The sequence below is a fragment of the Propionivibrio sp. genome (assembly GCF_049316945.1).
GTDB lineage: Bacteria > Pseudomonadota > Gammaproteobacteria > Burkholderiales > Rhodocyclaceae > Propionivibrio.
The window spans coordinates 1-12,681 of record NZ_JBMOJE010000129.1 but is presented as its reverse complement, the minus strand read 5'-3'; the positions used below and the strand labels follow the sequence as shown (position 1 = coordinate 12,681).

12 protein-coding genes are annotated in these 12,681 nt (G+C 57.4%); 4 read left to right on the top strand and 8 right to left on the bottom strand.

Annotation, left to right across the window (positions count from 1 at the left end):
- Positions 1-293 precede the first annotated feature (293 nt).
- The 8 genes from ACOYNV_RS21540 to ACOYNV_RS21505 form a co-directional block, all read right to left on the bottom strand.
- Positions 294-824, bottom strand: coding sequence for a phasin family protein (locus ACOYNV_RS21540; RefSeq protein ID WP_422901864.1), 531 nt, complete (start codon positions 822-824; stop codon positions 294-296).
- Positions 825-1,102: 278 nt separating this feature from the next.
- On the bottom strand, positions 1,103-2,614 hold the full coding sequence (locus tag ACOYNV_RS21535; RefSeq protein WP_422901863.1) for a tyrosine-type recombinase/integrase: 1,512 nt from the start codon (positions 2,612-2,614) through the stop codon (positions 1,103-1,105).
- 745 nt (positions 2,615-3,359) lie between these two features.
- Positions 3,360-4,382 (bottom strand): L-threonylcarbamoyladenylate synthase, encoded by a 1,023-nt coding sequence (locus ACOYNV_RS21530; RefSeq protein ID WP_422901862.1) that lies wholly within the window; start codon positions 4,380-4,382, stop codon positions 3,360-3,362.
- An 88-nt stretch (positions 4,383-4,470) separates the two neighbouring features.
- Complete coding sequence (gene purE, locus ACOYNV_RS21525; RefSeq protein ID WP_422901861.1) at positions 4,471-4,980, bottom strand: 5-(carboxyamino)imidazole ribonucleotide mutase; 510 nt, start codon at positions 4,978-4,980, stop codon at positions 4,471-4,473.
- 93 nt (positions 4,981-5,073) lie between these two features.
- Positions 5,074-5,940, bottom strand: coding sequence for a bifunctional methylenetetrahydrofolate dehydrogenase/methenyltetrahydrofolate cyclohydrolase FolD (folD, locus tag ACOYNV_RS21520; RefSeq protein ID WP_422901860.1), 867 nt, complete (start codon positions 5,938-5,940; stop codon positions 5,074-5,076).
- Positions 5,941-6,170: 230 nt separating this feature from the next.
- Positions 6,171-6,785, bottom strand: a complete 615-nt coding sequence (locus ACOYNV_RS21515) for an indolepyruvate oxidoreductase subunit beta (protein ID WP_422901859.1) — start codon at positions 6,783-6,785, stop codon at positions 6,171-6,173.
- A gap of 119 nt (positions 6,786-6,904) precedes the next feature.
- Positions 6,905-8,785 carry a thiamine pyrophosphate-dependent enzyme gene (locus ACOYNV_RS21510; RefSeq protein WP_422901866.1) on the bottom strand — a complete coding sequence of 627 codons (1,881 nt, stop codon included), beginning with the start codon at positions 8,783-8,785 and terminating at the stop codon, positions 6,905-6,907.
- A 169-nt stretch (positions 8,786-8,954) separates the two neighbouring features.
- Entirely contained in the window at positions 8,955-9,245 is a 291-nt protein-coding gene (locus ACOYNV_RS21505) for a group II intron maturase-specific domain-containing protein (RefSeq protein ID WP_422901865.1), read from the bottom strand.
- A gap of 163 nt (positions 9,246-9,408) precedes the next feature.
- On the opposite strand from ACOYNV_RS21505, the gene amrB reads away from it, so the two are divergent.
- From amrB to ACOYNV_RS21485, 4 genes are read left to right on the top strand one after another with little or no spacing between them, the layout of a single operon-like run.
- A complete protein-coding gene (amrB, locus tag ACOYNV_RS21500) occupies positions 9,409-10,218 on the top strand; it encodes an AmmeMemoRadiSam system protein B (protein ID WP_422901858.1) in 810 nt (269 codons plus the stop codon).
- Positions 10,205-10,756, top strand: a complete 552-nt coding sequence (gene amrA / locus ACOYNV_RS21495) for an AmmeMemoRadiSam system protein A (RefSeq protein ID WP_422901857.1) — start codon at positions 10,205-10,207, stop codon at positions 10,754-10,756. The genes amrB and amrA overlap by 14 nt, the downstream gene beginning before the upstream one ends.
- Entirely contained in the window at positions 10,741-11,850 is a 1,110-nt protein-coding gene (gene amrS, locus ACOYNV_RS21490) for an AmmeMemoRadiSam system radical SAM enzyme (RefSeq protein WP_422901856.1), read from the top strand. The genes amrA and amrS overlap by 16 nt, the downstream gene beginning before the upstream one ends.
- Before the next feature lie 10 nt (positions 11,851-11,860).
- A complete protein-coding gene (locus tag ACOYNV_RS21485; RefSeq protein WP_422901855.1) occupies positions 11,861-12,541 on the top strand; it encodes a hypothetical protein in 681 nt (226 codons plus the stop codon).
- The last annotated feature ends 140 nt before the right edge of the window (positions 12,542-12,681 follow it).

The window sequence follows — 12,681 nt, the reverse complement described above, 5'->3', positions numbered from 1 at the left end:
CGACTTAATCAATGGCCGGTTTGGAGAAAATTCGTCACCGTCCGCAAATGGCCGTTTGCCGCCGGTCAAAATAGTCAGCAGCCTAAAGTAAAATAGATGCTGCACCGCACAACAGAAAGTCAATCACGGAATCCGGATGCCCAATATTTGTTGCGAAGGCCGAGCCTGTCGCCAACTGAACATACGCCAAAACGACAAAACCCCGTTGCCGGGGTTTCGCTTTACTACCCGACCGCTGATTGGATCACGGCCGTGTGCGCTAAAAGCGCGAGAATCAGTCGATCAGGACGTGATTATTTCTTGCCGATACTGCCCGCAACTTTGCTTGCCTGGACGATGTTGGCTTCAGCGATTTCTGTTGTTTGCTCGACGATATTCTTCATGTTGCCGAACGATGCGTTGGCGGCTTCAAGCGCTGACTTGACGGCGGCTACTGCGACATCCGAACCTACTGGTGCGTTCTTGGCTGCCGTTTCAATGAGACTGGAAACCTGTTTCTGGAAGTCGCCAAACTGGCTTTCGAGCAGCTTGGATATTTCTTCTTTCGATTGCGCCGAAATCTCGTAAAGGCTGCGACTATAGGCAGCAACCTGTTCAACAACCGGTTGAGCCTGGGCTACCGACAACTTGATGGATTCCTGCGGATCCTTGGCAACGATCAAGGCTTTGGCGTTGGCTACGCCAGTTTCCAGCATCGAGCGTGCAGTATTCAAATTCAGCGCAGCGATACGTTCGGCGCTAGACAGAGCAGTGTTGGCAACGGATAACAGGGCATCAACAGCGGCCTTGTTGGCTTCAACAAATTGCTCGGGGGTCTTAATCATTGTGAATCTCCTTGGTAATAAACTATGGACGTTGGCAGCATTTAATGAGAAATGAGGCTTGCTGCACTGCACCATAGAGGCGATTATAAGTTGGGAATTATCTCTGTCAAGCTATATTTGCTGCACCGCAGCAAATCAATTTAGATATATTTTTTGAGATTTAGCAACACCAAAGGAAAATCCCGAATGAATCCGAAACCGGACATCAAGGTCTTCATTTCAACGCGCAAGGCAACTTGTGATGAATGCCAGGACGAACACGGGAAGCAGTCGAAATCCTATCCAAGCGCGGCCTTGATGGCCGCCATTGCTGTCGGATCTGATGCTTGCTGCTTGATCGCTGCAATCAGAGCTTCCAAATCGTTCGCATCCTTTTCCTTGGGAAGCAGATCGTGAAGGCCTGCAGCGTTAAATATGCGACGCTCGTGAGCTTCGTAAATACTCCGCAGCATTTTGAGCTTGGCTTTAATCATGATGTAGCCCTGTGTGACATCGTGTGCCATGTCGGCGTGATTCAGCGCAAGTTTCACCAAACCAAAGTCACCCCGGACATCGCCACCCATCACATCTACGGCCACCTCTCCGGCGAACGTCCGGCGAAGATCGTGCATGTCAATTTTAAGACCAGAAGCAGTTGTTGCTGCGCCCAGGGCGCTTCTTGGCTCAACAAGATGCTTGCCACGCTTTACTGAAGGGAATACCCATTCCGGAACGTAGTGCTCCTCCCCCTTCAACGTCTTCCGCACATCACGTCCCCGTGGGGTTTGATTTTCGGCTATTCGATTTTTGAGAATTGCGACACAACCGGGTGTAAGCGGGAAAACGTGGTCACGCTTGTTCTTTGTGTCACGGAAAATGACGAACTCCCTTTCGAAATCGACATCATCTATCTTTAGACGTGCAGCTTCGCCACGTCGAGCTCCCCAACAGAGAACCAAGATAATATAGTCAGCCATGACCCTTGAAGGAAAACCCCGGCTGCCGGATGATTTGCGTAGTTCAGCAACGGCCTTTAGCCAGTCTTTGCCTTCTTTCTCATCAGTTGGGATGGCTGTCTGCCGGCGTTTTATGGCCGGAAGCGTGTGGCTCTTCTGCCACTCGGAGAAGGGATCAATCACCGGTGCTTCCCCTGAAGGTAAGCGGTTCCATGCAGCACGGGCATAACGCCAGCACTTGACTGCAGAAGCGTCGCCGCGCTTCTCCCGCAGAGCTTCAATCGCAGCCTGCAGAACTTCGGCATTGATGTCGTGGATAGACATCCGCCAGATTATTATATCCCCCATCCACTTTGCGACATCGGCCCGGTCGAGTTTGGTCTTTTCTGCGTCGGCATCTGCACGATTGATGGCGTCCCTGGCAAGTACGAAGCCGAACGTCAATTTGTTTTTTGAACGATGCTCGATGACCTCAGCGACAGCCTTTTTTTTCTCAAGGTTTGGGTCGTGGCCGTTTGCCATAAGTCCCAGAGCCTTGACGGCGGCCTCCCTTGCCTTTTTTAACGAAGTATTCGGCCAATCCCCAAGTTTGAACTTGCATGGCCGGCCTGCAAGTTTTCGCTGCGCGTAAAACTGGATACCCTCGCCTTTGCCTGGTGCCGCCTTGCCTGTGATTCTCGCAGCAAATCCCGGCTGCACAGCGTCACGAATAAACCAGTCTGTCATTTTCTCGGGAGTTGGTTCGATTTTCAGCGTCCCATTGGGAGATATCCCAACCACGCGCTTTTGAAAATCAACGTCGTTCAGTAACTTATCAGTCAGCGGAATCGGCATAATTTCGCGTGGCTTGGTCATTTCATGTCCTTATCGAATTTGGCTCCCTACATAATGCACGATTTTCCAAATCCGTTGGCGTGTGGACACACAATTTATTGCTTTATTTTGGCTCCCGCTTGGTTCCCCGCTGTTGCCAGTTTATACCCATTTTACCCGGCTATTTGACTTGGGAAAGCACTAAGGAATGATTATGGAAATAATTTTATATATTACGTAACGTACTGTTTATATATTATTTTTTTTGAAAAAACAGTGTGCTAATAAAACTCATCGTTTGCTAATCATCAACAAAACGTCTTACTGTTAATCCGTAGGTCCCTGGTTCGAGCCCAGGTCGAGGAGCCAGGAAACACAAGCAACTGAGCCATCCTCCGGGGTGGCTTTTTTGTTTTCCGAATTTTTTATAGGGTCGGGGGAAGGCATTTTTTAAAAATTCTCCTGCTTGTTGCACCAAACCAAGCATCACTCCCCCTGCCAATAAGGCTTATATCGGCAAAAGAATAACCACTTTTCCCCGATCTGTGTGCACATCTTCATCTGTTACCATGTTCTGCAGGACAACCCCCTCGCGCAAACCTCGCCAGCGTTTTTATGGCTGCAAAGTCAGGTGCGGTTGCCGCCCGTAATAACCGTCAGGACCACACCAAGGGCGGCGGGTGCATATTACTGGCGGAAGGTTGACGAGAATAAGCAAGGGCTTGCGGCTGCGGTCTATCCAGCCGGCCCCATCCTCAAACCACCTTTCGAATCGATGACGCCAAAATCAGGCAGATCCCGAACCACAGGCCGCCCGGCGCAGGCGGTCAGCCACGGCGCCCCATGAAGAATCAGCAGGAATATCCTCAACCACGATGACATCGTTACCCGCCTGATCCAACTGACGCAGGGCGGCATACAGGCCGCGCGCATAGCCTTCCGGATGGTCCGGCAACTGGCGCTGAGAGTGCGGCAGTACCGATAGCGTCTGCCTGGTGCGTACCAACAAACCGCAGCGGCGCCCGGCTTTCCGCACCTCGCTGATTACCTCCGGCAATTGGGCAGTCGCGACGAGGCGCATCGGTGTCAGCGGCGCATAGTGGGCATCCAGCGAACCGGAAACGCGAGGTTCGTTTCCACCCGACCGCACTTCGGGCAACTCGGGCAGGATGCCGATGACCATGGCGATCTGCTCCGGCGTGAAGTGCCCGGGGCGCAGCAGTCGCGGTGGCAACTCATCGCCGCGCGACAGGTCGATGATCGTCGATTCGATGCCGACCAGGCACGGCCCGCCGTCGAGTATCAGGGCAACCGAATTGCCAAGTTCTTCTTGCACGTGCGCGGCATCGGTCGGGCTGATGCGCCCGAAGCGGTTGGCCGACGGCGCGGCGATTCCACACATCCCGTTACGGCCACCGCCTGCCTGTGCGTAGGCGCGCAGCAGGTCAAGCGCAACCGGGTGCGCCGGCACCCGCACACCAACGGTTTCCTGACCGCCGGTCACGGCGTAAGGCACTTCAGGAGCACGCTTGAGAATGAGGGTGAGCGGCCCCGGCCAGAAAGCTTCGGCCAGTTCCCATGCCACTGCGGGAATGTCCCGCGCCCAGCGGTCAAGAAACGCCGCGCCCGGCAGGTGCACGATCAGCGGGTGATCGGCTGGACGTCCCTTGGCAGCAAAGATTTTGGCCACTGCCTGCGGATTCGCGGCATCGGCGCCCAGGCCATAGACCGTCTCAGTCGGAAAGGCGACCAGTTCGCCAGCTTGCAGTAACTCAACGGCCCGGGCGAACTCCTGCGTCATTAACAACATGAATGGGGAGCGAGCGACTCACAAATCTCTCCTCTCCTTCGGGAGGGGCCGGGGGTGAGGGCGAGTGCCGGTGTCAAGTCCATGCCCGTCAAGGCAGATCGGGAAGTGTTTTCGACAGAACTTTTTCGCTCTGATTGGTGCGAAACTCGGTGAGTTTTTTCGCCAGGCCGCGATCGTTCAGGGCCAGCATTGCCACCGAGAAAAGTGCGGCGTTGACCGCACCGGCCTCGCCGATGGCAAAGGTCGCCACAGGAATGCCGCCGGGCATCTGCACCATGGCGAGCAGGGAATCGAGCCCCTGCAAATGCTTCGAAGGCATCGGCACGGCCAGCACCGGCAATTCGCTCTTGGCCGCCAGCACGCCCGCGAGGTGAGCCGCGCCTCCTGCGGCACCGATCAGCACCTTGATGCCACGCTCCTGTGCACAGGCTGCGTAATCGAGCGCCGCATCGGGCGTACGGTGTGCCGAGAGGACTTTCGCCTCATAGAGAATACCAAAATTCTTGAGCATCTCGGCGCAGGAACGCATCACCGGCCAATCGCTATCCGAGCCCATGACGATGCCTACGAGTGGGTGTGAGTGTGGGTTTTTATCCATGTTCATCTCCATAAACATTTAGTCGCGCAAGCGACTCACAAAACTCCCCTCGCCCTCCGGGAGAGGGGCGGGTGAGGGAAACGGGCTAGCCCGTCAGGCACTGGCAGCGCGCTCGGCGCTTTCAAGGGTGTTGGCCAGCAGCATGGTGATCGTCATCGGACCCACGCCACCGGGAACCGGGGTGATGAACGACGCCACTTCCTTAGCCGTTTCAAAATCGACATCGCCGCACAGCTTGCCCGCATTTGGCCCGTCTTGCATCCGGTTGATGCCGACGTCGATGACCACAGCGCCGGGCTTGATCATGTCGCCGGTGATCATCTTGGCTTTGCCCACCGCCGCGATGAGGATATCGGCGCGCAGGCAATGTGCCTTGAGATCTTTTGTCTGCGAGTGGCAGACGGTGACCGTGGCGCCAGCGTGCATCAGCAGCATGGCCATCGGCTTGCCGACGATATTCGAGCGGCCGACGACCACCGCTTCCTTGCCCTTGAGGCTGACGCCAGCCTCTTCAAAGAACTTCATCGCGCCATACGGCGTACACGGAATGAAGCAGGGCTGCCCCTGCATCAATGCGCCGACATTCTCGGCACGGAACCCGTCGACGTCCTTTTCCCGGGCAATCGCTTCAAGCACGACGTCGGCGTCAAAATGTTTTGGCAACGGGAGCTGGACGAGAATGCCGTGGATTTTCGGGTCGGCGTTGAGTTCGGCAATCTTGTCGAGCACCACCTGCGGCGCAACGTCCGGGGCATAAGCGTACTTCTCGGAATGAATACCGGCCTGGGCGCAGGCATTGACCTTGTTGCGCACATAAACCTGCGAGGCGGCGTCTTCGCCAACCAGGATCACGGCCAGACCCGGCCGTGTTCCCTGCGCCGCGAGCTCGTCCGCCCTTTGCTTGAAACCGGCGCGCAGCTTCTGTCCGAGCGCGACTCCATCGAGTATTTGTGCCGTCATGGTGATGTCCAAAAAAACTGCGGGGAAGGCGCGAAAGATTGGCTTTCCCCTATGAAAAAGGGGGGAATTCTACTGCAACTCAGAGGTTGTGAAAATTCAAAAATCCACCGCAGAGACGCAAAGGTGCAAAGGAAACGCAGAGGAACCCCACTGTTTTTAAAGATTTCCTCTGCGAAACCTCTGTGCCTTTGCGTCTCTGCGGTGGGTGTTCAGGCATTTTTCACAACCTCTCAGGCCGCTTCAGCCTGTGCGGCCTGCGCTGCGGCGGCTCGACCGGCGGCAAAAGCCAGACGATTAAGTTCGATGAGTTCGGGTTTTTTTGTCGCAAAGCGCTTGAGAATGCATTGTTCCAGCACTTCCGCCGAGAACGGCAGATGATCCGAAATAGCGCCCAGCATGACCGTATTGCCCAGCCGGATATCACCGAGCTCCTTGGCAATCGCCGAGGCGTCGAAGGAGAAAACACGCGTCCCTGCGGCACGCACTTCGGCGACCGGGTCTTCAGGATAATCGAACAAACCCAGATCCACTATCGGTGGCACCAGGCGCCCGGTATTCATCAGCGCCAGCCCATCGGGACGCAGCATGTGCCGCCAGCGCATGCCTTCGGCGGCTTCGAATCCGAGCAGCACGTCGGCCGTACCGGGCGTAATCTGCGGCGATAAAACCTTGGGGCCGAAACGCAAATGCGAGGAAACCACCCCGCCGCGCTGCGCCATGCCGGCGACTTCGGTCTTTTTGACATCGTGACCAAAGGCGATGGCCGCCTCGGCCAGGATTTCGGTAGCCGTCATGACACCCTGACCGCCGGTGCCTACTACGAGGATGTTGGTAATTTCAGACATTGGATTAGAACCTTTCACCACCAAGACACAAAGGACACAAAGTTACACCAAGAAAAACAAGAAATTAACCCGGTGTTCCTTGGTGAAACTTGGTGGTCTTGGTGACTTGGTGTTTAGCTTTAACTTTTTTTCACCACATGAATCGGCATCGCCAGCACCTCGACCGGCACGATGGCGTCTGGCGCGCAGGGTTGCAGGCAGAGGCCGCAACCGGTACAGGCCGGGCTTTCGATGCGCACGAAGTTGAGCTCGACTTCCTTGCCGCTCGGTTTTATCACCTTCTCGCGCCGCGTCACGTGGATCGCCGGGCAGCCAACATCGACGCAGTTGCCACAGCCGGTGCATTTGTCGTCGATGACCTTGAACGGCTTGCGCGCGTGGTAGTCCTCGACCAGCACGCAGGGCTGGTTGGTGATGATCACCGAGGGTTCGGCAATTTTCGTTTCCTGACGCAGCGTCTTGAACAGCGTCGGCAATTCGTAGGGATCGACCACATGCACTCGCTCTTCGCGCACGCCCAGCGCCTTCACCAGATTGGCGAAATCGACGCGCGGCGCTTCCTTGCCGTGTATGTCGCGGCCGGTGCCGGGATTGCTCTGCCCGCCAGTCATGCCGACGGCACGATTGTCGAGCAGCAGCACGGTGACGTTGCCACGGTTGTAGACAATGTCGAGCAAGCCTTGCATGCCCATGTGCAGGAAGGTCGAGTCACCGATCACGGCGACGATCTTCTTGCTCTTTTCGGATTCGGCACGCCCCTTGTCGAGGCCCAGCGCCATGCCCATCGAGGCGCCCATCGAGATGCAGGCGTCGAGCGCATTCCAAGGCTGCCCGAAGCCGAGCGTGTAGCAACCGATGTCGCCGGAAATGGTGACGTTGCGCAGTTGCGCCAGCGTGTAATAGACGCCAAGGTGCGGACAGGCCACGCACATCGTTGGCGGTCGCGGGAAAACCTGCAACGGCACCGATAAGGCAACTTCCTGGACCGGCTCACCCAGCAGGCGGGCAATGGCCGGCTTCAGCACATTGGGCGATAGTTCACCACTGCGCGGCAGGATATCCTTGCCACTGACGGCAATGCCTTGCGCCCTGACTTCGGTTTCGATCAACGGCTCGACTTCTTCGACCACCACCAGTTGATCGCACTGCGTCGCAAACTTGCGCACCAGTTCGAAAGGCACCGGGCAGGAAAAGCCGAGCTTGAGCACCGGTGCGTCGGGGAAACTTTCGCGCACATGCATGTAGGCCGGTCCCGAGGTAATGAAACCGACTCGCCGGTCTGTCTTGGCCCCCACTCCCGGCTCGATTACATTGAGTTTCGACACCTCGGCTTCGGCACGCAGCTTGTTCTCGCGCTCGAACATCAGCGGCAAACGGCGGCCCGCAGCGCCCGGCACCATCACCCAGCGCGATACATCCTTGGTGAAACCGGCGACCGGCCGCTCGTGGCGCTCGCCTACGGTCACCAGTCCCTTGACGTGGCAGATGCGCGTCGTCAGGCGCAGGATCACCGGCACCAGGAAGCGTTCGGAGAGTTCGTAGGCGGCGAGCGTGAAATCGTAAGCCTCCTGCGAGTCGGACGGCTCGAGCACCGGAACATGCGCAAAGCGGCCCCAGTAGCGCGAATCCTGTTCGTTTTGCGACGAAGACAAGCCGACATCGTCGGCAATGGCGATCACCAGGCCGCCAGCGACGCCAGTCAGCGTCATGGTCATCAGCGCGTCGGAAGCGACGTTCATGCCGACGTGCTTCATCGCGCAAAAAGCCCGCGAACCGGCCATGGCGGCGCCGAAAGCGACTTCCAGCGAGACCTTTTCATTGACCGACCATTCGGCGTAAAGGTCCGGATAGCCCGAAATCACTTCCAGCATCTCGGTCGCCGGCGTCCCCGGATAGGCCGCCGCCACCCGCACCCCGGCCTCCCACACGGCACGCGACACGGCATCGTTGCCGGACATCAAAAGCCGGCTCTGCGCCGGCGCTGGCATGACTGCAGCCATCATTTATCCCCAATCACTGGTATTCGTCGAATAGAACGAGCAAGCGGGAGATTTTATAACATCCCGCACCCTCCCAGTAGAGGTTGGTAGAGTAGAGAACAGACTTTCACCTGCCCTCCCTCATCAAACCGTGCATGCGCTATTAACGCACACGGCTTTCCGATGTTCTTCACACCGAGGCATGCGCCGTTTTCCAGCCTGCCGTTAGCGGAACTTTGTACAACCCATAGTCCGCATAAAGCTTCTGACTCGGGAATCGCAGTAACGCCGTTCCCCGATCCGTGATCTTGTGACGCTTCATCAGGTGCGTCCGCAAACGTTGTTCAGCCTGCATTTTCACCTTCTCGAGTACCTTGCTGGAATTTCGGTAGTGGAAGTACCCGACCCAACCACGAAGGCTGGCATTCAGATGCTTCATCACGTCGCCCAGGGGTACCCCCGCCGACCCAGAGTTCTCTATCCAGCGGCTGGCCTGCCTTACCGGAGCGGGACTTTCACCCGATGGATTACACGACCTTGCCTAGCCGCACTGCCCCATGTTTCTTCCTGCTTCTTCGCCGGCTTGCATTTGCTTGAACCCATCCCATAATGGAAACATATGAAATTCACGGAGGAGACCCGCCATGAACCCGAATGTGCGCCCTGCTGCTGTCGCCGGAATGTTCTATCCTGCATCAGCCGCTATTCTGTTACGTGATGTCACGCAGATGCTTAGCGAGGCATCCCAAAAAACGCTATTGAACCCGAAAGCGATCATTGTTCCGCACGCTGGCTATGTTTATTCCGGTCCTGTCGCCGCCACCATTTACGCTCAGTTGAGCGCGCTGCGCGACCGCGTCCGGCGTATCGTCCTGCTTGGCCCGACGCATCGGGTGGCCATCAATGGGCTGGCACTACCCACCTGTACGGCCTTTGCCACGCCGCTTGGCATCGTGCCGGTCGACCAGAAAGCGATTGCCGCCATTGAGGACTTGCCTCAGATCGTTTTCTACGATCCAACACACGCACAGGAACATTCGCTGGAAGTGCAACTGCCCTTCCTGCAGACGGTGTTCGGCGATTTTTCTTTCCTTCCCCTGGCCGTCGGCCAGGCGACACCCGAAGAGGTTGCCGAGGTTCTGGAGCGGGTGTGGGGTGGGGAAGAAACGCTGATCGTTGTCAGTTCCGACCTCTCGCACTATCAGCCTTACGCGGTGGCGAAACGAATCGATGCGCAAACGGCACGGCTCATTCTTGATCTCGACCCGACGATTGATCACCAACAGGCCTGCGGCGCCACGCCAGTCAATGGCCTGCTGCTGGCCGCCCGTCAACATGGCTTGCGAGGGCGATTACTCGATCTGCGCAACTCCGGCGATACCGCAGGCGACAAATCGCGTGTCGTCGGCTATGGGGCCTTCGCCTTCCTTGAGGGAGAACATGATGCCCATTGATCCGCTCGGAATGGCCCTGCTGACCATCGCCCGCAACGCCATCGGCAAACATTTCGGTCAGGAAGCGCGTGCGGTAGTACCGCATCCCGAGCTTTCAAATCCGGGCGCGACGTTTGTCACGTTGACGCAGAATGGCCAGTTGCGCGGCTGCATTGGCAGCCTTGAGGCCTACCGGCCACTGGCTATCGACGTGGCCGAGAACGCCATGGCCGCAGCTTTTCACGATCCGCGCTTTCCGTCCCTGGCCAAAGAAGAATTGGCCCACACCCGGGTCGAAGTCTCCCTGCTTGCTGCTTCCGAGCCGATGGATTTCGTCGATGAAGCCGAAGCTATCGCCCGTCTGCGTCCTGGCATTGATGGTCTGATTCTGACGCATGGCCATCGGCGCTCCACTTTCCTGCCACAGGTCTGGGAATCTCTGCCTGATCCCCGTCAATTCATGGCTCAGCTCAAACTCAAGGCCGGATTGCCGGCTGATTTCTGGGACGAGGAGATTTCCCTCGCCCGTTATGGGGTACAAAAATGGAAAGAAGCCTGAAAACCCCGGAATCAGCCAGCCCGGCCCGCTGGTGGCACCGTATCGAGAATGACGGCGAGCATGCTCGCATCCAGTGCGATGTGTGTCCACGCGACTGCAAGCTGCATGAAGGTCAGCGCGGTGCCTGCTTTGTTCGTCAGAACATTGGTGGGCAGATGATACTGACCACCTACGGTCGTTCTTCCGGTTTTTGCATCGACCCGATTGAAAAAAAACCGCTCAATCATTTCTATCCGGGCTCCTCCATTCTTTCTTTCGGCACCGCCGGCTGCAATCTGGCCTGCAAGTTCTGCCAGAACTGGGACATTTCAAAGTCAAAGGACATGGATCGCCTGATGGATGCGGCCAGCCCGGACGGCATCGCCAGCGCGGCGGCGGCCTATGGCGCCCAGTCGGTAGCTTTTACCTACAACGACCCGGTCGTTTTCGCCGAATACGCCATCGACACCGCTCTGGCCTGCCGCAAGCGCGGCATTAAAACGGTGGCGGTCACCGCCGGCTATATTCACAGGGAACCGGCCAGAGAATTCTTCGCGGTGATGGACGCTGCCAATGTCGACCTCAAGGCCTTCACCGACGAGTTCTACATCAAACTCTGCGGCGGACGCCTGCAACCGGTTCTCGATGTTCTTTCCTTCATTCATCACCAGACCGATTGCTGGCTGGAGATTACTACGCTGCTCATCCCGGGCCAGAACGATTCACCCGCCGAGATCAAGGCCCTTTCCGAATGGGTCGCAACTGAACTGGGGCCCGATGTACCGCTGCACTTCACCGCCTTCCATCCTGACTGGAAAATGGATGAGTTGCCGCGTACTCCACCCTCCACCCTCACCCACGCCCGCCGCATCGCCATGGAGGCCGGTCTGCGCTACGTATACACCGGCAATGTGCACGATAGCGAAGGCGGCACCACCTTCTGTCCGGCTTGCCAGGCGGCACTGATCGAGCGCGACTGGCATACCATCCGCCACTACGATCTGCCGGACGATGGCCGTTGTCCGCATTGCCAGACCCAACTTGCCGGACGCTTCGGAAAATTCGGAAAACCCTTTGGCGCCCAGCGCATCCCGGTCCGGCTCGCTCGACGATGATAATCGACCAATGATCGACATTACTCCCGACGGTTTCGGCATTCCGATTTCAGTCCCTTCCGAACATGGTCTGCTGCACGGACAACTGACGCTGCTACCCGACTCCCATGGCCTGGTTGTTCTGGCTCACGCCGCCTTGGCACTGGATGAACGAGATGACGTATTGGCCAGCCTGTTTCGCCAAGCCGGCTTGGCGACCCTCAGCATCGACCTGCTGGCACGACAGGAAGAGCGTTTCTCCGATGTGCACAACAATGTTCCCCTGCTCGCCAAGCGACTGCTCGACTTCCTCGGTCTGATCAAGAACCGGATGCTGCTTGGCGAACTCCAGACGCAACCGATCGGCCTGTGTGCGGCCAACGCTACATCACCCGTCGTCGTTCGCGTTGCCGCGCTCCGCGATCACGACATTGCCGCCATTGTCTGCCGTGGCGGGCTGATCGACCTTGCCGGCATGCTCTACCTGCGCTCGCTCGAATCGCCCCTGCTCCTGCTGGTTGAAGAAACGGACAAGCAGCGCATTGTCAGTGGACGCCGTGCCCTGCAGGAAGTTAACTGCCGCAAGGAACTCAAACTCATCCCGGAAATCGGCCTTGATTACGCAGCATCCAGCGGTTATGAATCCGCCGCTCGTGAAGCATCACACTGGTTCGTCAAGCATTTCAAGGAGGCTTCTCCCGTTTTGCCCTGATTAGCGTGAAAGTCGCGCTAGCGACTCTCGAACCTCCCCTCGCCCTCTGGGATAACCAGCGACTTGGCTGCCGTCTTTTGGCAGATTAGGAACGCCTACGAAATAACTTCCCCTTTTCCAACATTCGAATTGGCATGTCT

Excerpts from the sequence above, each read along its gene's own strand:
- ACOYNV_RS21540 (WP_422901864.1), bottom strand. The coding sequence starts at position 824 with ATGATTAAGACCCCCGAGCAATTTGTTGAAGCCAACAAGGCCGCTGTT.
- ACOYNV_RS21535 (WP_422901863.1), bottom strand. The coding sequence starts at position 2,614 with ATGACCAAGCCACGCGAAATTATGCCGATTCCGCTGACTGATAAGTTA.
- ACOYNV_RS21530 (WP_422901862.1), bottom strand. The coding sequence starts at position 4,382 with ATGTTGTTAATGACGCAGGAGTTCGCCCGGGCCGTTGAGTTACTGCAA.
- purE (WP_422901861.1), bottom strand. The coding sequence starts at position 4,980 with ATGGATAAAAACCCACACTCACACCCACTCGTAGGCATCGTCATGGGC.
- folD (WP_422901860.1), bottom strand. The coding sequence starts at position 5,940 with ATGACGGCACAAATACTCGATGGAGTCGCGCTCGGACAGAAGCTGCGC.
- ACOYNV_RS21515 (WP_422901859.1), bottom strand. The coding sequence starts at position 6,785 with ATGTCTGAAATTACCAACATCCTCGTAGTAGGCACCGGCGGTCAGGGT.
- ACOYNV_RS21510 (WP_422901866.1), bottom strand. The coding sequence starts at position 8,785 with ATGGCTGCAGTCATGCCAGCGCCGGCGCAGAGCCGGCTTTTGATGTCC.
- amrB (WP_422901858.1), top strand. The coding sequence starts at position 9,409 with ATGAACCCGAATGTGCGCCCTGCTGCTGTCGCCGGAATGTTCTATCCT.
- amrA (WP_422901857.1), top strand. The coding sequence starts at position 10,205 with ATGATGCCCATTGATCCGCTCGGAATGGCCCTGCTGACCATCGCCCGC.
- amrS (WP_422901856.1), top strand. The coding sequence starts at position 10,741 with ATGGAAAGAAGCCTGAAAACCCCGGAATCAGCCAGCCCGGCCCGCTGG.
- ACOYNV_RS21485 (WP_422901855.1), top strand. The coding sequence starts at position 11,861 with ATGATCGACATTACTCCCGACGGTTTCGGCATTCCGATTTCAGTCCCT.